At 70.0% G+C, this 19,843-nt stretch carries 20 protein-coding genes; 13 read left to right on the top strand and 7 right to left on the bottom strand.

Going from position 1 to position 19,843, the window contains the following annotated elements; translation table 11 throughout:
• The first annotated feature begins 283 nt into the window (after positions 1-283).
• The 3 genes from CYAGR_RS04265 to CYAGR_RS16330 all read left to right on the top strand — a co-directional run bounded on the left by CYAGR_RS04265 (position 284) and on the right by CYAGR_RS16330 (position 3,025).
• Positions 284-646 carry a phosphomannose isomerase type II C-terminal cupin domain gene (locus CYAGR_RS04265; RefSeq protein WP_015108546.1) on the top strand — a complete coding sequence of 121 codons (363 nt, stop codon included), beginning with the start codon at positions 284-286 and terminating at the stop codon, positions 644-646.
• A gap of 92 nt (positions 647-738) precedes the next feature.
• Positions 739-2,661 carry a DEAD/DEAH box helicase gene (locus CYAGR_RS04270; RefSeq protein ID WP_015108547.1) on the top strand — a complete coding sequence of 641 codons (1,923 nt, stop codon included), beginning with the start codon at positions 739-741 and terminating at the stop codon, positions 2,659-2,661.
• Between the two features lie 58 nt (positions 2,662-2,719).
• Positions 2,720-3,025, top strand: coding sequence for a hypothetical protein (locus tag CYAGR_RS16330; RefSeq protein WP_051017029.1), 306 nt, complete (start codon positions 2,720-2,722; stop codon positions 3,023-3,025).
• A gap of 16 nt (positions 3,026-3,041) precedes the next feature.
• Here CYAGR_RS16330 and CYAGR_RS04280 read toward each other — a convergent pair whose 3' ends face one another.
• Positions 3,042-3,245, bottom strand: a complete 204-nt coding sequence (locus tag CYAGR_RS04280) for a hypothetical protein (protein WP_015108549.1) — start codon at positions 3,243-3,245, stop codon at positions 3,042-3,044.
• 286 nt (positions 3,246-3,531) lie between these two features.
• Between CYAGR_RS04280 and CYAGR_RS19370 the strand changes: the two genes are divergently transcribed.
• The 3 genes from CYAGR_RS19370 to CYAGR_RS04295 all read left to right on the top strand — a co-directional run bounded on the left by CYAGR_RS19370 (position 3,532) and on the right by CYAGR_RS04295 (position 6,774).
• Positions 3,532-3,954 (top strand): RNA recognition motif domain-containing protein, encoded by a 423-nt coding sequence (locus CYAGR_RS19370; protein ID WP_015108550.1) that lies wholly within the window; start codon positions 3,532-3,534, stop codon positions 3,952-3,954.
• Complete coding sequence (locus CYAGR_RS04290; protein WP_015108551.1) at positions 3,951-5,780, top strand: ABC transporter ATP-binding protein; 1,830 nt, start codon at positions 3,951-3,953, stop codon at positions 5,778-5,780. The genes CYAGR_RS19370 and CYAGR_RS04290 overlap by 4 nt, the downstream gene beginning before the upstream one ends.
• Before the next feature lie 103 nt (positions 5,781-5,883).
• The gene (locus CYAGR_RS04295; RefSeq protein WP_043325430.1) at positions 5,884-6,774 is read left to right on the top strand and encodes an LCP family protein; all 891 of its coding nucleotides are present in this window, start codon (positions 5,884-5,886) and stop codon (positions 6,772-6,774) included.
• Here the strand turns inward: CYAGR_RS04295 and CYAGR_RS04300 are convergent.
• A complete protein-coding gene (locus tag CYAGR_RS04300; protein WP_015108553.1) occupies positions 6,743-7,246 on the bottom strand; it encodes an MgtC/SapB family protein in 504 nt (167 codons plus the stop codon). The genes CYAGR_RS04295 and CYAGR_RS04300 overlap by 32 nt on opposite strands.
• Positions 7,247-7,350: 104 nt before the next feature.
• Here CYAGR_RS04300 and CYAGR_RS04305 point away from each other — a divergent pair, with 104 nt between their 5' ends.
• From CYAGR_RS04305 to CYAGR_RS04330, 6 genes are all read left to right on the top strand, one after another.
• Positions 7,351-8,331, top strand: coding sequence for an FUSC family protein (locus tag CYAGR_RS04305; protein ID WP_015108554.1), 981 nt, complete (start codon positions 7,351-7,353; stop codon positions 8,329-8,331).
• Positions 8,325-9,407: an FUSC family protein gene (locus tag CYAGR_RS04310; RefSeq protein ID WP_015108555.1), complete on the top strand. Its 1,083-nt coding sequence runs from the start codon at positions 8,325-8,327 to the stop codon at positions 9,405-9,407. The genes CYAGR_RS04305 and CYAGR_RS04310 overlap by 7 nt, the downstream gene beginning before the upstream one ends.
• Before the next feature lie 4 nt (positions 9,408-9,411).
• A complete protein-coding gene (locus CYAGR_RS04315) occupies positions 9,412-10,785 on the top strand; it encodes a carbohydrate porin (protein ID WP_015108556.1) in 1,374 nt (457 codons plus the stop codon).
• A 15-nt stretch (positions 10,786-10,800) separates the two neighbouring features.
• A complete protein-coding gene (locus tag CYAGR_RS04320; protein ID WP_015108557.1) occupies positions 10,801-12,588 on the top strand; it encodes a TolC family protein in 1,788 nt (595 codons plus the stop codon).
• Positions 12,585-13,991 carry a chloride channel protein gene (locus CYAGR_RS04325; protein WP_051017031.1) on the top strand — a complete coding sequence of 469 codons (1,407 nt, stop codon included), beginning with the start codon at positions 12,585-12,587 and terminating at the stop codon, positions 13,989-13,991. The genes CYAGR_RS04320 and CYAGR_RS04325 overlap by 4 nt, the downstream gene beginning before the upstream one ends.
• A 241-nt stretch (positions 13,992-14,232) precedes the next feature.
• On the top strand, positions 14,233-15,246 hold the full coding sequence (locus CYAGR_RS04330; RefSeq protein WP_245552600.1) for a GGDEF domain-containing protein: 1,014 nt from the start codon (positions 14,233-14,235) through the stop codon (positions 15,244-15,246).
• A gap of 202 nt (positions 15,247-15,448) precedes the next feature.
• Here CYAGR_RS04330 and CYAGR_RS04335 read toward each other — a convergent pair whose 3' ends face one another.
• The 5 genes from CYAGR_RS04335 to psbP form a co-directional block, all read right to left on the bottom strand.
• Entirely contained in the window at positions 15,449-15,676 is a 228-nt protein-coding gene (locus tag CYAGR_RS04335) for a type 2 periplasmic-binding domain-containing protein (RefSeq protein ID WP_015108560.1), read from the bottom strand.
• A 192-nt stretch (positions 15,677-15,868) separates the two neighbouring features.
• On the bottom strand, positions 15,869-16,060 hold the full coding sequence (locus tag CYAGR_RS04340) for a hypothetical protein (protein WP_015108561.1): 192 nt from the start codon (positions 16,058-16,060) through the stop codon (positions 15,869-15,871).
• A 12-nt stretch (positions 16,061-16,072) separates the two neighbouring features.
• Positions 16,073-17,416: an NHLP bacteriocin system secretion protein gene (locus tag CYAGR_RS04345; protein ID WP_245552601.1), complete on the bottom strand. Its 1,344-nt coding sequence runs from the start codon at positions 17,414-17,416 to the stop codon at positions 16,073-16,075.
• A gap of 32 nt (positions 17,417-17,448) precedes the next feature.
• The gene (locus tag CYAGR_RS04350) at positions 17,449-18,513 is read right to left on the bottom strand and encodes an NAD(P)/FAD-dependent oxidoreductase (RefSeq protein ID WP_015108563.1); all 1,065 of its coding nucleotides are present in this window, start codon (positions 18,511-18,513) and stop codon (positions 17,449-17,451) included.
• A 2-nt stretch (positions 18,514-18,515) separates the two neighbouring features.
• Entirely contained in the window at positions 18,516-19,013 is a 498-nt protein-coding gene (gene psbP / locus CYAGR_RS04355) for a photosystem II reaction center PsbP (RefSeq protein WP_051017190.1), read from the bottom strand.
• 238 nt (positions 19,014-19,251) lie between these two features.
• Here psbP and recR point away from each other — a divergent pair, with 238 nt between their 5' ends.
• A complete protein-coding gene (gene recR, locus CYAGR_RS04360) occupies positions 19,252-19,821 on the top strand; it encodes a recombination mediator RecR (protein ID WP_043326431.1) in 570 nt (189 codons plus the stop codon).
• Positions 19,822-19,843 lie beyond the last annotated feature (22 nt).

Raw genomic sequence — 19,843 nt, forward strand, 5'->3', positions numbered from 1 at the left:
CTCCAATAGTCTCCACCGCTGGGATCTCTCCCTTTCCGGGAGCCCCTTGATTCCTCCAGTCCCCCCTTGAGGAATGCCCTCCTGCATCGTCACGAAGGAGTGAACCGGCCCAGCCGGAGTCTTCCCTTCAGGTGCCCTGAGGTCCAAAGGGACAACCCCATGGATTCCCTGGCCCCAGGTGGTTCCGGTCAGTCTTTTTCCCACCCCCACACGCCCCCTCCCGCCGCCGTCGCTCCCGATCCGCCGACCGTGCCTCCCGCTGCGATTCCTGGAGAGCGACGCGATGGCTGAGCGGGTTGAGCGGCCCTGGGGATGGTTTGAGACCCTCGCCACAGGTCCCGGCTACCTCGTCAAGCGTCTGCGGATCAGGGCGGAGCAGCGCATCAGCCTGCAGCGCCACCAGCAGCGCTGCGAGCACTGGGTCGTGGTAAGCGGCGAGGGGGTGATGGAGACCGAAGACGGCGGCATCACCGCCGTCCCCGGCGCCACCCTGTTCATCCCCTGTGGCGCCCTGCACCGGGCGGCGGCCGGAGCCACCGACCTGGAGATCATCGAGGTGCAGCTGGGCGAGGTGCTGCGGGAGGAGGACATCGAGCGTTTCGACGACGATTACGGCAGGGTGGTAAAGTCTCATTTCAACCTTTGAGCAAGGGCAAGGCAGCCCGGGTGCATGGCACCCATCTCCAACGGTCCGCTGCCGGCCTGCGTTGAAAAGGATTCACCAGGCTCCCGCATCCCGTGACCCAGATCATTGACGGCAGCACCCTCACCGGTGCTGCCGATTCCCAGGCGGCCCTCGCGCAGCCCTGCGAGGCCGTGTCGTTGTCGGCACCCGACCTTGCGGTGACCGCCACCGAGCAGGCCGATGGCCCCTCCGACGACGACGCCCCCAAAGCCACCGTCTCCGAAACCAACGCCTCGACAACCACCGCCACCGACACGACCGGCCTCGAAACCACGGTCCCCGTCAGCGCATTCGCCGCCTTCGGGCTGCGCCAGGAGCTGCTCGACGGCCTGGCCGCCATCGGCTTCGAAGAGCCCTCACCGATTCAGAAGGCCGCGATCCCCGAGCTGATGCTCGGCCGCGACCTCGTGGGCCAGGCCCAGACCGGCACCGGCAAGACGGCCGCCTTCGGTCTGCCCCTGCTGGAGCGCCTCGATCCCGGCCAGCGCACCCCCCAGGTGCTCGTGCTCACCCCCACCCGCGAACTGGCGATGCAGGTGGCGGAGGCTTTCAACAGCTATGCGGCCCGCATGAAGGGCGTCAAGGTGCTGCCCGTCTATGGCGGCGCCGACTTCCGCGATCAGATCCAGCAGCTGCGCCGGGGCGTTCAGATCGTCGTGGGCACCCCCGGCCGGGTGATGGATCACATGCGCCAGGGCACCCTCGACCTCTCCGGCCTGCGCAGCCTGGTGCTGGACGAGGCCGACGAGATGCTGCGCATGGGCTTCATCGACGACGTCAAGTGGGTGCTCGAGCAGCTCCCCGCCGAGCGGCAGGTGGTGCTGTTCTCCGCCACCATGCCCCCGGAGATCCGGCGCATCTCCCAGAACCACCTGAGGAACCCAGCCGAGATCACCATCCGCCAGAAGGCCGCCGACGGTCGCCGCATCCGCCAGCGGCACCTGGTGGTCAACGGTCCCCAGAAGCTCGAGGCGCTCGAGCGGGTGCTGGAGGCCGAGGGCAGCGAAGGGGTGATCATCTTTGCCCGCACCAAGGCCATCACCCTCACCGTGGCCGAGTCCCTCGAGCAGCACGGCTACGACGTGGCGGTGCTCAACGGCGACGTGCCCCAGACCCAGCGGGAACGCACGATCGAGCGGCTCCGTGACGGCCGCGTCAATGTGCTGGTGGCCACGGACGTGGCCGCCCGGGGCCTCGACGTCGACCGCATCGGCCTGGTCATCAACTACGACATCCCCTTCGACGGGGAGGCTTATGTGCACCGCATCGGCCGCACCGGCCGTGCCGGGCGCAGCGGGGAGGCGATCCTGTTCCTCACCCCCCGGGAGCGGCGCTTCCTCGGAGGCCTGGAGCGGGCGGTGAACCAGCCCATCGAACCGATGGAGGTGCCGGGCAACGCCAGCATCAATCAGCACCGCCTCGACCGGCTGCGCCAGAAACTCACCACAGCCCTGCAGCAGCCCGCCTGCAACCCCGAGGAGCGGGCCCTGCTCGGCGAGATCCTGCAGCGCGTGGCCCAGGAACAGGCCTGCACACCCGAACAGCTGGCCCTGGCCGCCCTGGAGCTTGGACTGGGGGGCAAGCCCCTGCTGCTGCAGGGGGAGGAGCGCTGGGGACAGGGCCGCGCCAGCGCCCCCACCAGGGAGCGCGACCGTGACCGGGGTGAGCGTGACCGGGGTGGGGAACGCCGCCCCTTCAGCGACCGCACTCAGGAACGCGGCGAAGACGGTCCCGAGGACAACATGGAACGGTTCCGCATCGAAGTGGGCTGGCGGGATCGGGTCAAGCCGGGCAACATTGTTGGTGCCATCGCCAACGAGTCCGGCCTGGCCGGACGATCGATCGGGAAGATTCGCATCTTCGACGCCCACAGCACCGTCGACCTGCCCAAGGGCATGCCCGATGACGTCTTCTCCGACCTGCGTCGCCTGCGGGTGATGAACAAGGAACTTCAGATCTCGCGGCTGGGCTCCTGAATTCCCTCCACCGCGCTCCACACCCCTGTTCCCCATGCCTTCCCAGCAGCGGCCACCCTTGCGTTCCTTCCGCCCCCGGCACCTGCCGGCCCAGGCCGGTCTGATCCTCGGCCTGGTCGCTCTGGTGGCCTTCGGGTCGCTGGATCGCCGGGCTGAAGCGGCCTCCGGCCCCATCCTCGAGGTGGTGCGCTCCATCTGCCTCTCCGCCTTCGAGACGGAGGTGGCCCAATCCGGGAAGAAAGCCCCGGACGGGATGGCCAGCTTCGCCTGCAACTGCGTGGCCGATCGCATCTCCAGCGGCAGCAGCATCGCCTCGGCCCGCAGCAGCTGCCGGGATGCCACCGTCAAGCGCTACCCGATCTGAACGCCAGGGGAGGGCCTCAGGCGCACAGGCGGGTGACCTGCTCGCAGGCCGTCACCTGGAGCTCGCTCACGGAGAGCTGCTCCACCGCGGCGATCAGGCTCATCTGGACCTCGTGACTCTCGCTCGCCACCAGGACCTGAAGCACGTCGAACAGATCCTGGGAACCGAGCTCTCCGTCCTCACGCCAGGTGAGGCTCCAGGGCACAGGGGCGGCTTTCATGGGATCAACTGGATCAGGGTTTGCTGACAATGAAGCGTCACGGGCGGGGGTGGGGAGATTTTTTCGTTTTCCTTCGCATCTGCTTCAAGCTTCGCCATGGAGCCCAGGGGCACGGTTGTAGGCTTCGGGGAATTCCACGCCGATCTGGCTCCCTTCGGCACGCATCGACGGCTCAGGCCCAACAGAGCCGGATTCATCCCCGGATCCGATCTGTGCTCCATGCCGACCGCCTGCTTTCCCTGGGATTCCCGACACCGGAGGAATCCGTTCCAGCTTTATTCTTTGAATGACCATCTACGTCGGCAACCTCTCGTTCCAGGCCGAACGCGAGGACCTTCTCGATCTCTTCGGCCAGTACGGCGAGGTCCGTCAGTGCAGCCTGCCCCTCGACCGTGAGACCGGCCGCAAGCGCGGCTTCGCCTTCATCGAGCTCGCCGACGACGCGTCCGAGCAGAAGGCCATCGACGACCTCCAGGACGTCGAATGGATGGGTCGCATGATCCGTGTCAACAAGGCCACACCCCGTGAGGGTGGCGGTGGCGGCGGTGGTCGCGCCGGCGGTGGCGGCTACGGCGGTGGCGGCGGTCGCCCCGGTGGCGGCGGTGGTCGCTCCGGCGGCGGCGGCTACGGCGGTGGCGGCGGCGGCGGCTACGGCGGTGGCGGCGGTGGTGGATACGGCGGCGGTGGCGGCGGCGGCAATCGCTGGTGAGTCCGGCGGCGGTCAGGCCCGTTGATGCCCCCCCGGGGTCAGCCCCGACAGCGGCAGGGCTTCGCCGTCTGCTGCGCAGCCTGCGGCCCCACCGCAGGCTGGCCGCCCTGGCGGCCGCCTGCTCGATCCTCAACAAGCTCTTCGACCTGGCCCCCCCCGTTCTCATCGGCCTGGCGGTCGATGTGGTGGTCCAGCAGCGCACCTCCTGGCTGGCTGGCCTCGGCTTCACCACCGTGCCGGGCCAGCTGGGGGTGCTGGCGGTGCTCTCGTTCCTGATCTGGAGCGCCGAGTCCCTGTTCGAGTACCTCTACGCCCTGCTCTGGCGACGCCTGGCCCAGACGGTGCAGCATGAGCTGCGCATCGAGGCCTACGACCACCTCCAGCACCTGGAGATGGGCTTCTTCGAGGCCGGCAGCAGCGGGCGTCTGCTGACGGTCCTCAACGACGACATCAACCAGCTGGAGCGCTTCCTCGACCAGGGCGCCAACGAGATCCTGCAGCTGATCACCACCGTCCTGGCGGTGGGCGGGGCCATGGTGGTCCTCTCCCCCACGGTGGCCGGGGTCTCCTTCCTGCCGATCCCGGTGATCCTCTGGGGCTCGCTCCGCTTCCAGCGCCGACTGGCCCCCCGCTACCGGGAGGTGCGGGAGCGGGCCGGCGACCTGGCCAGCCTGCTCAGCAACAACCTCGGCGGCATGCTCACCATCAAGAGCTACGCGGCGGAGGACTGGGAGAAGCAACGGCTGATCGCCCAGAGCCAGGCCTACCGGGTCAGCAACGGCCGGGCCATCCGCCTCTCGGCCGCCTTCATTCCCCTGATCCGGTTTGCGATTCTCTTCGCCTTCATCGCCATCCTCGTGATCGGCGGACTCCAGGCCTGGAGAGGCGCCATCGCCATCGGCACCTATTCGTTCCTGGTCTTCATCACCCAGCGGTTGCTGTGGCCGCTCACCACCCTGGGCCGCACCCTCGACGACTACCAGCGCGCCATGGCGTCCACCCACCGGGTGATGGACCTGCTGGACACCCCCGTTGCCATCCCCAGCGGCAGCCGGCCGCTCCCCATCGCCGATGTCCGCGGCCAGATCCGCTTCGAGCGGGTCGACTTCGCCTACGGCGGACGCGAGCGGCTGCTCGAAGCCTTCGACCTGGAGATTCCCGCCGGCGCCACCCTGGGGATCGTGGGAGCCACAGGTTCCGGCAAGAGCACGATCGTCAAGCTGCTGCTGCGGCTCTACCCCATCCAGGCGGGGCGGATCCTGCTGGATGGCGTGGCGATCGAGACGCTGTCCCTGCAGGACCTGCGCCGAGCCATCGGCCTCGTGAGCCAGGAGGTGTTCCTGTTCCACGGCACCGTGGCCGAGAACATCGCCTACGGCAGCTTCGCCGCCACCCGCGCGGCCATCGAACGGGCGGCCGGCCTGGCGGAAGCAGCGGGGTTCATCGAGGCGCTGCCCCAGGGGTACGACACCTTGGTGGGGGAGCGGGGCCTGCGCCTGTCCGGAGGCCAGCGGCAGCGCATCGCCCTGGCCCGGGCGATCCTCAAGGATCCGCCGGTGCTGGTGCTGGATGAGGCCACCGCCGCCGTCGACAACGAAACCGAGGCGGCGATCCAGCGCTCCCTCGATCGCATCACGGCCTCCCGCACCACCCTGGTGATCGCCCACCGCCTGAGCACGGTGCGCCACGCCGACCGCATCGTGGTGATGGATCAGGGACGCATCGTCGAGAGCGGTGGGCACGGCGAACTGCTGGCCAGAAACGGGGCCTATGCGGCGCTCTGGCGGGTGCAGACGGGGCTGAGACCGGAGGAGGCCCTGCGCTGAGCCCGCTGGGCTTAGCGTGGATTGAATGAAAATGACCCAGCCCAGCAGAGGGGCCCAGCCAAGCAGGGGAGCCAGGCCCAGGTCATCCCGTCGTCGCACCCCCGTGCTGCTCGCGGTGGTCTGCGGCCTTGGGGCGGGCCTGCTGCTGGCCGGGCCCCTGGCCCAGCTGATCTCCACCCGGGCCACCGCCGGGGGAAATCCGGCGCTGAGCAATCCCTTCGCCGCCTGGAGCGGCGGCATGGACCGTCAGGACATCCTGATTCTGGGCACCGACGTGGGCGGTGGTAACACCGATGTGATCGCCACCCTGCGCATCGATGGCAAGCAGACCAGCATCACCCAGATCCCCCGCGACACGTACATCGAGGCCGAGAGTTTCGGTCCGGTCAAGATCAACGCCCTCTACAACATGGGCGGCATCGAAGCGGTGAAGCGGGAGATCTCCCAGCGCCTCGGCCGCCCCATCCAGCACCACCTGGTCGTCAACCTCTCCTTGATCCGCCAGATGGCCGATGTCCTCGGGGGCATCGAGGTGGACGTCCCCAAGCGCATGGTCTATGTCGACCGCAGCCAGGGGCTGTCGATCGATCTGCAACCCGGGATGCAGACCCTGCGCGGCAAGGATCTGGAGGGCTTCCTGCGCTTCCGCCACGACGAGACCGGCGACCTGGGGCGCATGGATCGCCAGCAGCTGGCCCTGAAGTCCCTGTTCCGCAAGCTCACCCGGCCCGAGTACCTCGTGCGGCTGCCGGCCCTGATGATGGCCGCCCGCAAGGACATCAAGACCGACCTCGGACCCATGGAGCTGGGGGGATTGATCACGGCCATGGGCAGCACCCAGCTCGACACCCAGCGGCTGGACGGCCGCCCCTTCTACAAGGACGGCATCAGCTACTGGGACGCCGTCTGGCCAGCCCCGGAGAACGACCCCCTCGAGGCCGGCAACGAGGGCCAGGCCAACGCTACGAACGGCCGCCACCGTTTCCTTTTCTGAACACCTCGGGCGGCTTCTCCCCATCACCGCCGTTACCGGTGATGGGCCCATCGTCGCGAACGGAGAGGGTGATCAGGGCCAGGCCGAGGGCCATCAGCACCGGCACCGGGCTGGAGACGGCCACGGTGACCCCCAGGGCCGCCGTGAACCAGATCGAGGCGGCACTGCTCAGGCCCCGCACCTCGGGGATGCCGTGCTTCGAACGCACCGGAGGCACCAGAATCTCGCCGGCTCCCAGGAAGCCGATGCCGGCCGCCACCCCCTGAATCACGCGGCTGCGGGCCTGGGCATCGGGGCCGGCCGCCAGGACCATCAGGCAGGCACTCATCCCCACCAGCACATGAACCCGTAGCCGGTTGGGGTGGGCACGGCTGCCGTGGTGCGCCCGGTTGATGCCCACCGCCAATCCGCAGAGCACCGCCATCCCCAGCCGCAGCAGGGCCTCCAGATCCGGGCTCAGCGAGAGAACCATGGCTGCCCGCGGCACGGCAAGGGGTGATCAACCATGGCGCATCGCCGAATGGCCGTGGACCATGGGCCTCCATAGGCTCCTGCCAGCCCTGCGCCTCGAGGTCCGTGCGGTCCGCCCTGCTTCGCAACAGCCTGAGGCTTGGGGTGGCCGCCTTCCTCACCGCCGCACTGTCCCTCTGGTTCGAGCGGATCGCCTACGTCTGGTATCCGATGCTGGCCGTGGTCACGGTCATGGAGGACGGGGACGACCTCAGCCTCCAGGCCGCCCGGGTGCGGGTCTTCGGCACCATCACCGGAGGGCTGGTCACCTTCCTGGTCCACACCCTGCTGTCCGGGTGGCCGGGGGTGCTGGTGTCGCTGCTGCTGATGCTGCCCCTGCTGCGCTGGCTGGGCTGGCAGTCGGCCGCCGGGACCGCGACGCTGGTCAGCCTGATGTTCCTGATGATCCCCAGCCATGTGGCCCTGAACTGGGATTACGTCTTCAACCGCACCCTGGACACGGCCGTCGGCTGCGTCATCGCCATCGTGGTGGGGCTGCTGTTCTGGCCCCGGCGGGGACTCGACCGGATGCTGCGGCTGGAGGCCGGGCTGCGCCAGGGCTATGCCGCCCAGCTGGAGCAGTTGCGCAGCTGGCTCGAGGGTCGTGGCGAGCGGCCCCAGCCCCTGCCCCCGGCCAGGCTCAGCCACGACCTGGTGGCGATGGAGCAGCTGCTGGCCCAGGAGCGGCGCGGACCCCATGGCCAGCGGCTGCAACGGCAGCGCTGGCCCCAGCGGCTGCTGCTGTGGGCCACGGTCCAGCACCACTGGGTGCAGTGGGAGCGGCTGCTGGGGGGCCTCCCCGACCGGCTGGGCCTGGACACGGAGGCGGCCGGGGAGCCGACCGGCGATCCCCTGCAGGCCGGCATGGCACGCATGGCGGCCCTGCTCCGGGGGGACACCCTGCCGGTGCTGGCCCCGGACCCCGGGCCCTGGCAGAGCCTGGCCCGGCACCGCTCCCTGCCGCTGCTGCCGCTGCTGGCCCTGGCCGAGGAGCAGCAGCCGCTGCTGGCCAGCCTGCGCACCCTCAGCCTGGTGGCCCGATGCTGATCCGCCGCTCCGAGCTGCGCCTGGCCCTGACCGCGGGTCTGTTGAACGGCCTGGGCGCCCTGGCTCCGTTGGGTTACGGCTTCTACGCGCCGATGGCCGTGCTGGTCGTCTGCACCGGCACCTACGGGGGCTCCATCGGCCTGGGCCGCCAGCGCCTGCTGGGGTCGGTGGTGGGGGGGGTGGTGCTGGTGGTCACCTTCACCGGCCTCAGCCACCTGCCCCTGCCCCTGGGCCTGAGCCTGTCCCTGGTCGCGATGCGGCTGGTGGGGGCGGCGCTGGGGCTGGAGGTGGGGTACAAGGTGGGCAGCAACATCATCGTGATGGGCTGGCTGGTCCACGACGGTGAACTGGGGATCTGGGTCCCGGTGCGACTGTTCTGGACCGCGGCCGGCATCCTGGTGGCCCTGTTGTGCCTGCGGCTCTTCTGGCCCGACCTGGCGGTGGAGGGCAACCGGCAGCGGCTGCGCCGGTTCCTTTCCGATCTCGGCGGGGCCCTCGTCGTCCAGGCCGACCGCCTCGAGGTGCCGGCCGTCCCGGCGCCGCCGGGGGCCCTGGTCGCCGCCCGGCGGCGCGAGCTGGAAACGGCCCAGGGGCTGCGGCGCCAGCTGGTGGCCCTGCGCCAGGCCATGCCGGCGGTGGCCGATGAGCTCGGCAACAACCCCACCAGCCATGCCACGTTTCGGCTCTTCCAGCTCCTCAACGGCGCCGGCTCCCAGCTGGTCGGCGTGGTCGACGGGCTGCGGCTCCTCGAGCACACCCCGGCGGATCGGGGCCCCCTGGAGGGACTGCACAGCGCCCAGGCCGATCTGCTGCGGGCCGTGGCCGGGCGACTGGAGCAATGGCGCCACTGCCTCGAGGTGCCCCACCGTCACCGACCGGCACCCCCGGCCACCGCCATGACCCCCCCGGCCCGCTGGGGGAACCTGGAGCGCTCGCTGCACGATCCGGACCTGAATCGCTTCGATCTGACCCTGCTGCAGCGCAATGCCAGCCGGCTGATGCTCTGCGGCCAGGCCCTGCGCAGCGTCGAGCAGGCGGAGCACAGCTGGCGGGTCCTGGGGGAGGGCACCGGCTGACGCCATGGCTGGAGCGCCCCCGTCCCCACCGCAGGTCTCCGGCCACCCCCCGGCGCTGGCGCTGGCGTTGCTGCTGCTGGCCGCCACCGGATCCGGCAACGCCGAACCGCTCCCCGCCGGGCCCATGGCTGAACCAACGCCACCGCTGGTGCCACCGGTGGCGCCCCCACCGGAGCCGGCCCTGGTCCAGCTGGAGCCGGGTTGGGGCACCCTCCAGCAGACGCTGGGTCTGCCGGCCTGGGTGGATCTGGACCTGGAGATTCTGGCCGAACCGATGGTCAATCCCGTCGGCGGCCTGGTGAGGGAGGCGAGCTGGATCCAGCAGACCACCCTGGCCCTCACCCTGCGAGCCCCCGCCGGGGAGGCCGCTGGAGGGGAAGGGAAGCGATGGGCGATGCATCTGGCCGTCGCCGGCTACAACGGCGATCCCAGCTACGCCCAGCGGGTGGGGGCGGCGCTGCCCCTGCAGGAGGTGGCCAACCCGGTGGGGTTCTGGCTCACCCGCGCCAGCCTGGAGCGCCGCTCCGCCGACGGCCGCTGGAGCCTGGAGGCGGGGCTGGTGGGCATGGCCCCCGACCTGTTCAGCGCCCCGGTCGAAGGCTTCTACGTCCACGACGCCCTCAACGGGGCGCCGGTGCTGTTCACGATCCCGAACTTCCCCGTCTTTCCGGTGGCAGCGCCGGGGGCCCTGCTGGTGCTGCGGCCGACCCCGGCCACCACCCTGCGGTTGGCCAGCTTCAACCTGGCCGCCACCGACGAGGTCGCCAAGCTCCTGGGAACCGCCAGCGGCCTTCCCCCCGGCCGAGGCTGGACCCATCAGCTGCAGTGGAGCTATGCGGCCCCCTGGCTCAACCGCCGGCTGGGGGAGCCGATCGCCGCCTGCCGCGACGGTGGCGGCCTCAGCCCCCGGGGGCGGAGCTGCGGCCAGCCGGTATCGGTGGAACGGCAGCTGCCTGGCGGACTGCTGCAGCTGGCGGCCTATGCCGGGACCGGACCGAACCGGGGCCTGTACGGCAGCGCCACCGTGCCCGTGTCCCTGCCGTGGGGCCTCGACCACCGGCTCTGGGCCGCCACCGCCGCGGGCTTCGACACCGCCGTCAATCCCACGCCCAGCTACATCGGCGGCGGTCTGGTGAGCCAGGGGGTGCTGCCCGGCCGTCCCCTCGATCTGCTGATCCTCGGCGTGGCCCGCACCGGCTTCAGTCCGATCAGCCAACCCGGTCTGAGCCACGAAGGGGTGGTGGAGCTGGGGTATCAGCTCCGCTTCAACCAATCCTTCAACCTGCAGCCCAGCCTCCAGTGGATCCTCAATCCGGGGGGGGCCGGCCGGGTGCCGGGCCTGTTCGCGGCGGGCGTGCAGCTGGGTTTCAGCTTCTAGGAGCCGGAAGGGCCGATGTCGAGCAAACTGGGCGCCGGATGGGGGGAACGGGAGGCCATGGGGGGCAGCGGAACGCGGCGGCCGCTGGCCAGGTGGATCCTCGCCGGGACGGTGCCCGGGATGGTGCTGAGTCTCGTCCTCGGACCGGGGCCCGTCGCAGGCCAGCCCCTGCCAGCGGCCAGTGCCGGCGACGTCCGGCGCCTCGAGCGCCGCTGGAATGAACTGGATCGCCAGATCCGTGCCCTCGAGGAGCTGCTCCCCGCCGAGGCGGCCCCCCACCAAGGGGTCGGATCCGCCAGGCCGTTCCTGCCGGAGGCGCTGCTGGGGCCTGCGGAAGACAGCGCGGTTCCCGGGCCACCGCAGGACAGGGCTCCCCTGCCGCCCCTGGCGCTGCCGGAGGCGGGCAACCTGCGCCCAGGCCAGCTTCAGGCCCTGAGCCTGGAGCAGTCGCTGGCGATCGGCTTCGCCAACAGTCCCGGCCTCCAGGCCCGCCGTGAAGCGGTGGCAGCGTCCCTCGCCGAGCTGCAGAGCCAGATGGGCACCTACTGGCCGCGGATCTCCGCCTATGCCAACGGCGGCACCGACCAGGCAAGCAGCAGCTTTTTCTCCCCCACCGGCACCGGGACCCTTTTCCCCCCCGCCAACCCCTTCTTCATCCCCCCCGGCGGCCGAGGCTCGCTCAACACCAACACCAACGGGGTCGCCGGCGGCCTCGAGCTGCGCTACGCGCTGCTGGATTTCGCCCGCACGCCGAAGGCGCGGGCCGCCCTGGCGCGACTGCGCGGCAGCCGCCTCGACTACGCCGATGCCCTGCGGCGGCTGCAGCTGTCCCTGAGCGAGAGCTACTACCAGCTGCAGCGGGCCGACCAGCTGGTGCGCATCCGCGAGGCCATCGTGCGTAACGACCTGCTGATCCTGCAGGACAGCCTGGACCTCAAGCAGGCCGGGCTGGTGCCCCGGCTCGACGTGCTGCGGCGGCAGGCGATCGAAGCGGACGGCCAGGAGCAGCTGATCGCGGCCCTGGCGGAACGGGCGGTCGCCCGCCGCCGGCTGGCGGCCCTGCTCAACCTGCCGCCCCAGCTGACACCCACCGCCAGCGACCCGATCCGCCTGCAGCCGCGCTGGCCCCTCGACCTTGAGGCCAGCCTGCTGGCCTCCTTCCGGGACAACCCGGAACTGGAAGGCCTCCTGGCCACCCGGGAGGCGCTGCTGCGCCAGAAGGACGCGGTCGCCGCCGAACTGCTGCCGAAGCTGTCCCTGTTCGCCAGCGCCGGCGCCGGGGCCAGCAACGCCAACAACTGGAACGTACGGGTCGCCGACGGCGGCTGCTGCGGCGCCACGGTGCCCACCTCCCTCAACACCTACGGCACCGACTGGTCGGTGGGGCTGGCGGTGAGCTGGCTGCTCTTCGATGCCGGCACCACCCGGGGCCAGGCCCGGGCCCTGGCCCGCCGCGGCGCCGCGGTGGCCCAGCAGTACGCCGCCCAGCGCAACGACATCCGGCTGCGGATCGAGCAGGCCTTCCTGGGCCACGAGGCCAGCCTGGCGCGGCTGGTGGCCGCCAGGCGGGGTGTGGCGGCGAGCCTGGAGGCCTTCCGGGACGCCCGCCTGCGCTACCAGGCAGGGCTGAGCAGCGAGCTGGATCTCTCCAACACCCAGGAACGGTTGATCGCCAGCCTGGTCGGGCGCCTGGAGGCCACCGTGAACGTAAACATCACCTACGCCCAGCTGCTGCGCGAACTCCTGCCCATGCCGACGGACCCGGATGCTGCGGTTCCGGCACGCCTGCAATGGACCCCATGACGATTCCCCCCGAAGCGATCGATGCCGCCGATGCCCGGCGTGACGGAAGCCTGCGCCTGGGGCAGGTGGTGGTCCTGCTCCTGGCCGCAGTGCCGTTGCTGCTGTTGCTGCAGCCCTACCAGTGGCTCTCGGCCCTCGGCTTCCGCCTTCAGCAGGCCTGGCCCCTGGGCGGGGATGGGGGCATCCCAGGCGGCAGCCTGCTGCTGGTGTTCGCCGGCACGGCGCTGCTGACCCTGCTGGCGAACGGCCCCCTGAAAGGCGGCCGGGGCGGCGGACTGAACGGGGTGCTGGCCCTGCAGCTGGAGCGGGTGCGCCAGGGTCCGTCCCGCACGGCGGCGCTCGCCTCCCTGGATCTCAGGCGCCAGCTGGCCCGGCTGCCGCTGCTGCTGCTCACCCATGGCGCCAGCCTGACGGTGGGGCTGGAGTCCCCCTCCGCCTCCCTGGGGGCAAGCCTGCTGCTGGCGCTGCGGGAGAGGGTGGCCCCCCTGAGGCGTCTGCCGCTGCCGGTGCTGCTGGCGACCGGCGCCGCGGCGGGCCTGGGCATCGCCTTCAACTCCGTTCTGCTGGGGGTCACCTACGCCATCGAGGAGCTCTGCCGGCGGCGCTCGGCGGCTCTGATCAACGGCACGCTGCTGATCACGGGAGCGGGCGTCATGCTCGGGCTGGCCACCGGCCTCTGGGGCAGCACCCCGGACGCGGCCCCCGCCCACCAGGCTGGTGCGTCCCTTCTGGTGGGGGGCGGCGTCCACCTGGTGGGCCCCGCTCTGCTGCTGACCCTGGCCGCCGGCTGGCTGGGGGGGATGTTCGCCGCCGGTACGGCCTGGATGGCCGGTCGCTGGGGCCGCTGGCTTGCGCGACCGGGCAAGGCGGGGGGATCGGCCTTGGCCAGGCCCCTGGCGGGGGCCCTGCTGGCCGCCCTGGTCATCAGCCTGGCGGCTGTCGCCAGCGGTGGCTGGAGCCTCAACGACGGCCAGCTGCTGATCCTGCGCATGGCCTACGGCGAGGATCCCCCGGGGCTGGAGATCCTTCCCTGGCGGATGGTGGCTTCGGTGCTGAGCATCGCCATCGGGGCCCCCGGAGGTGTGATGCACGACGCCATGTCACTGGGAGCGCTGCTGGCCGGTCCCCTGATCGCCGACCTGCCGCCCCTGGAACGGCAGCTGCTGGTATGGACCGGGGCGACGGCCCTGTTCAGCGGAGCCTGCCGCACCCCTCTGTTCTGCGCGCTGTTCGTGATGCAGATCGCGGGAACCATGGCGCTGCTGCCCTGGTTGCTGTCGGTGGCCGCTCTGGCGGCACCGATCGGCCGCTGGGCATGGGCAGACACGTGGAACGAGGTGCAGCTGGAACGCTGGCTTGAGATTCACGAAGTCAGGCAGACAGAAGGGATGAAAGCAGGATGAAGATGCCACCTCTGTCCTTCCCACGACAGGCACCGCCCCAGAAGTGACGGCCGGAAAAAAGACATGGGACGGGCAAGCAAGAAAACGCTAAAGTCGAAATGGAATCGCAGGTCTACGAACTGTTCCACCAACTGACCTACAAACAGCTCTCGCAACCTGATGCGTTTCCCCGTCGGCCGGCCATGTATCGAAGAGGGATTCATTGAAACCGCCTGAGACCCCTGACGACGAACCGCTTCGCTTGGCCAAGCTTCGGTCCCTGGGCCTCCTCGACACAGGACAAAATTCCCGTTTCGATCGGCTCACCAGGCTGGCCCAGAGAATCTTCAAGGTCCCGATCGCGATGGTCAGCCTCGTCGATGAGCATCGGCAGTGGTCGAAATCCTCCGCAGGTCTGAATGGTTCGGAAGCCTCCAGAAGCGTTTCCTTCTGTGGTCATGCCATTCTCGGCTCAGAGGTGTTCATCGTTCCTGACGCCTTGGAAGATGAACGCTTCCATGACAATCCTCTGGTTCTGGGAGAGCCCCATGTTCGCTTTTATGCCGGTTGTCCCTTGACGGTTGACCATCGAAAGATCGGCACCCTGTGCATCGTCGATCAGGCACCCCGAACCCTCGATGGGGAGCAGATCGAGATCCTGAGGGATCTGGCGAGCGTCGTTGAGCGGGAGGTGGCCTCCACCCTTCTGGCCACGAGGGACGAGCTCACGGGTCTGGAGAACAGACGCGGATTCCTTGCCCTTGCCCAGCAGACCCTTCAGCTCTGCACCCGCCAGGCCATACCGGTTTCACTCCTCTATCTCGATCTGAACGATTTCCAGCGAATCAACCACCTCCACGGGCGCCAGGCTGGCGATGAGGTCCTGATCACCTTGGCTGACCTGATCACGGGTCTCTGCCGAGACTCCGATGTGGTGGCCCGACTCGGTGGGGATGCGTTCGTGGTCCTGCTGATCAACGCCACCCGGGAGCAGACAGACACCGTTGTCCATCGCATCGAGAAAGCCCTCGACCAAGACAAGAGACTGTCGAACATGGGATATGCCATCTCTTTCTCCTTTGGCATCACGGCCTACCAACCCGAACGGCACGAAACGATTGTCGAGCTGCTGGCCGATGGGGAGGCCCTGATGAAGGAGATCAAGCAGCTGCGATTCCTCCACCAGGAGGATGGCGAAACACCTGGGCCGGCAGCATCAGAGGCCGACCGCGGCCGGGCAGGCGTCAACAGCGTGCTGCAGAAACGCAGCGGCTGAACTGCCTCCCGGCGCAGGAATGGAGTCCGTGGCGATCGGTGGACCCGAAATCAAGGGGCTTGAGGCGATCCTCTCTCGCCAGCGGTCTCCAGGATCCTCCTGTGGGCTGATCAAGCTCCTGGAGTTTCACCGGCTTGGCCAGATACGCAATCACACCGTCAGCCAGGTGAGGGGGACCCCGGAATCCGGTCCAGCGTCCACCTCAGATCGACAGGCCTGTTCCGTCAATTTCATCGTTTCGATATGTCCTGACTTTCTCGGTCCCGGAGGGAACATCAATCAGTCTGATGGGCTTGTCTTGAAGCTCACCAAAGTCCCGGGCCAGGTAGAGAGTTTCATAACCGGTCCAGAGGTTGGCGCCGATCCGCAGGGTCAGCGATGCTGGCCTGAAGCAACCGAACAGCGCCGCAATCATGGCTAGGGCGACCATACCGATCAGGAACCATCGCGGACGGTACGGAATCCTCGGTGATCTCTGCCGCACCCTGGAACCTGTACCCATGGGAAGGATCATCGGCCTCTGAGGAAACGACGATGGGGCGAGGGAACAAAACCTTGACCCCCGGCTTCTTCCATGGGCAGAAGCTCAACACATTCCAGCCAGAATTCTGCGGCAAAGCGATCATTCAGGCCGTGAAGAATACCAGCGCTCGATCCTGTAGCCCAGGATCACCAGCAGCACCACCAGCCAGAACCACAGTTCCGGTGGGTTGGCATTGCACAACACCACCAGCAGCACCACCTCACTGACCAGCCAGGGAAGCTCCTGGCGCAGCAGAGGATTGCGGATCTGCCACCAGCGACGATCAGCCATGGTGATGCTCACTCATGGCGGGGAGCCACTCTGTTGCAGGGAAGGCCGGTCCCAGACACGATCGATGCGCAGGCTGCGGTAGCCGCCGGTGAGGGAACGCAGGCCCGGAATCACGTAGGTGATCGGTGTGCGCCACTCCACATAGGCATGGGCGGCGATGGTGAGTCCCTCCCTGACGGGAAACACCCCACTGCCCCCTGAAAGGGTCCAGCGGTAGCCGTCCCGGCTGCCGGGGTCCCGCTCCAGGGCGATCTCCGTCCGCATCACCGGTCCGTGCTTGAGCAGGTCCCGGGCCAGCTGGGGGTTGCCGATGGTGGTGGAGATGTCCTCCTCCGTGGCCGGCAGGGCCAGCACCTCGACCACCTTGCCGACGATCCCGCCGAACCGGCCCCGTTGGTCCCAGAGGGGCACCACCTCCACGGGCAGGCCGGCCGGCAGTCTGCGGGCATCGGCCGGAGCGAAATAGGCCACGGCCCGCAGCAACGGTGCCCGCTCGCCGGTGGGGGCGGCGGCCCGGCCCAGGGTGCCCAGGCGCTGGCCGGTGGCCACCGTCTGGCCCTGGATCACCTGCAGGTCCAGCACGGTGCCGTCCCGGTCGGCCAGCACCTGGCCGTCGTAGGCCAAGCGGGCCTCGGTGACCCGGATCTGGCGGCGCATGTCATCGATCTGATAGCGGCGCCGCAAGGCCTGGGTCTGGATGTCCAGCCGGACCTGCTCGTAGCGGGTCAGCAGATCCTTCTCCTGGATCCTGACCGCATCGAGACTGATGCTGGTGCTGGTCAGGCCCTGCTCGGCCGCCACCACCTCGGAGGCCAGGGGCGCCACCACCTCCCGCCGGCTCAGCCAGCGCAGGTTGCGCACCTTTTCTGCATAGGTGGCCGCCAACTCCTCGTAGCGGCGCCGGTCCTGGGCCAGCTTGGCCAGGGCGGTGTCGACGCTGAGCCGCTCGCTGGAGAGCCGCAGGGCATCCCGGCGGTCGAGGTCGCGGTTGTCGCGCTCCAGCTGGGCCAGGTTGCCGCGCTGCTGCTGCAGCTGGCGATCGAGCACCGGCAGGTACAGCTCCATCAGCACCTGCCCCTTGCGCACGTTCTGCCCAACGGCCACTCGCAGCTTCCGCACCTGTCCGCCGGCGCGGGCATCGAGCAGGCCGGCGGTGTCGGGGTAGATCAGCACCCCCTGCCCCATCACCTCGGTGGGCACGGGCCAGAACAGCACCCAGAGACCGAGGGCCCCGCCCATCGCCACCAGGCAGGCCCCCACCTGGCCCCGGTCGCTGAGGCCACGCCAACGGCGGTGCAGGGCCGCCACCGGCCGGCGAGGCGGGGCTGCACCGGTCGGGGGGGCGGAGGTGGCCATCGCCGCCAGCATGCTGGATGGAAGGCCGCCTGTCAGCCCGGCAGGACGCCGAATCCGGCCAGAATCCCTGGATCGGCAACCCCGGCGATCAGATCGGCCAGCAAAGGGGCGAGCACCGGCACCTGGGCGAAGGCGCCGCCGAATCCGCTGAACACCCAGAGGCCCGCCGCGTCGCCCAGGGGCCCCACCAGGGGAAGGCCGCCGCTGCAGAAGGCCACCGGCACCTGTCGGTAGGGGCCCGGCAGGGCGGCCAGCACCGGATCGAGCCAGGCCAGAGCCTGGCGCAGCCGGCTCTCCATCACGGCCGCCGCGGGCAGCTCGCCGGTGTCCAGGCCCGGCCGCACCAGGCTGATCTGCCCCAGCAGCAACCCTTCCCCCCGGGGGGCGAAACCGGCATCGACGATCCAGCACTCCTCCCGCAGCTCCGGGGCCCGGGCCTCCAGGGACGGCCGCTGCCAGTGACGCGGCTGCACGATGCGGCGCCGGGCCGCGTGCCGCAGCCAGGGGCTGGCGGACCCTGATGAAAGGGTCGGGCGCACCGGCAGGGCCAGCACCCCGGCCCAGCTGGCGCGATGGCGCTCCGGCAGAGCGGGGGCCAGGGCGCGGCAACCGGCCCCGGCCGCCAGCACCACCTGATCCGCCACGAGAGTGCCGCCGGGCTCCAGCTCCAGGTGCCAGCGACCGGCCACCGGCCGCGGCGGCGCCACCACCCGGCCCTGGCGCCGCTCAACCCCGGCGGCCACCAGCGCACCGGGCAGGGCGACCATCAGCACGGCGGCGTCCACCTGGGCGAAGGGGGGGCGCAGCAGGGGGGTGGTCCAGCCGCCGCCATGGAGGCGAAGGCCGCAGCTCCGCCAGCCGAGCGGCCCATGGCGCGCCTGCAGCCGTCGCCAGCGGGAGGGGGCCTGGCGCAGCAGCCGGCCCAGGGGCCCAGGGGCCCCGGCCCACCAGGCCACTCCCCCGTAGCTGAGGGCCGTGGCCGTCGCCTCCCCCGCGTCCACCAGGGTCACCGCCAGGCCCCGTTCCGCCAGCTCGAGGGCCAGCAGGCTGCCGGCCAGCCCGCCCCCCACGACGGTCAGCCGGCCGGGGACGGCCACGCTCAGATCTGCAGGGTGAAGGAGCCGATCACCACGGCGAACAGGTCCTTGACCTTGTTCCAGCGGGCTTCGTTGGTGCTGGCGGCAAAGGTGTAAAGGCGGCCCCGGTCGACCACCACGGTGGCGAGCTCGTGGCGATCCCGGTCGGCCAGATGGACCGTGTACTCCAGGTCGTAGTAGGTGCGGCCGCCCTGCTCCCGCTCATGGGCCTCCACCAGTTCGGCGTCGCGGCCGCTGCCCACCGGGGAGATGACGCTGCGCCGCAGGGTCTCGCCCACCTCGACGGCACTGCCCATCTGGCTGAGATCCCGGTCGGGGGTGACCTCGGACACCACAAGGCTGAGGGTTTCGTCGCTGTTGATGAGGTCGTGGAAGACCACCTGGGGACCGTTGCTCACCTGCACCCGGGTCCAGCCGGTGGGGTACAGGAAGGCGTAGCGGCCATCCGGGCTCTGGAAGGAGTTCAGGCCCGCGGCGGCGGCGCTGCAGCCCACCAGCATCAGGCTCAGCAGCAGGACCGCCAGCAGGGAGCCACCCCGAGCGCGCCAGGGGCCGGCGGCGGCGGGGGCAACGGGCTGGTGGGTGGCAGGGAAACCCATGGCACGGGGCGGGGCAGGGGAGCTGGCGGGAGCCGGGGCCATCCTCACCCGGCGCCGTCGCCCGACGCGAGTGGGCCGCCTAGATTGCTTTCCACCTGCAGCCGGTTCGCTGAGCGGTTTCACCCGACCCCTGGCCCGGCTGATCGACCAGTTCGAACGACTGCCCGGCATCGGGCCCCGCACGGCCCAGCGGCTGGCCCTGCACCTGCTGCGCCAGCCCGAGGAGCAGATCCGCAGCTTCGCCGATGCCCTGCTGGCGGCCCGCAGCCAGGTGGGCCAGTGCCGACGCTGTTTCCATCTCTCGGCCGAGGAACTCTGCGAGATCTGCCGCAACGAGGAGCGCCGCAACGGGCAGATCTGTGTGGTGGCCGACTCCCGCGACCTGCTGGCGATGGAACGCAGCCGTGAATTCCACGGCCAGTACCACGTGCTGGGCGGACTGATCTCGCCGATGGATGGCATCGGTCCGGAGCTGCTGCAGATCCAGCCCCTGGTGGAGCGGGTCGACCGGGAGGGGGCGATCGAGGTGATCCTGGCCCTCACCCCCAGCGTGGAGGGGGACACCACCAGCCTCTACCTGGCGCGGCTGCTCAAGCCCTTCACCAGCGTCACCCGCATCGCCTACGGGCTGCCGGTGGGGGGAGAGCTGGAATACGCCGATGAGGTGACCCTGGCCCGGGCGTTCGAAGGACGCCGGCGCATGGAATGAACCCCGACGCCTGACCGCGACA

It is taken from the genome of Cyanobium gracile PCC 6307, from assembly GCF_000316515.1.
Classification (GTDB): Bacteria; Cyanobacteriota; Cyanobacteriia; order PCC-6307; family Cyanobiaceae; genus Cyanobium; species Cyanobium gracile.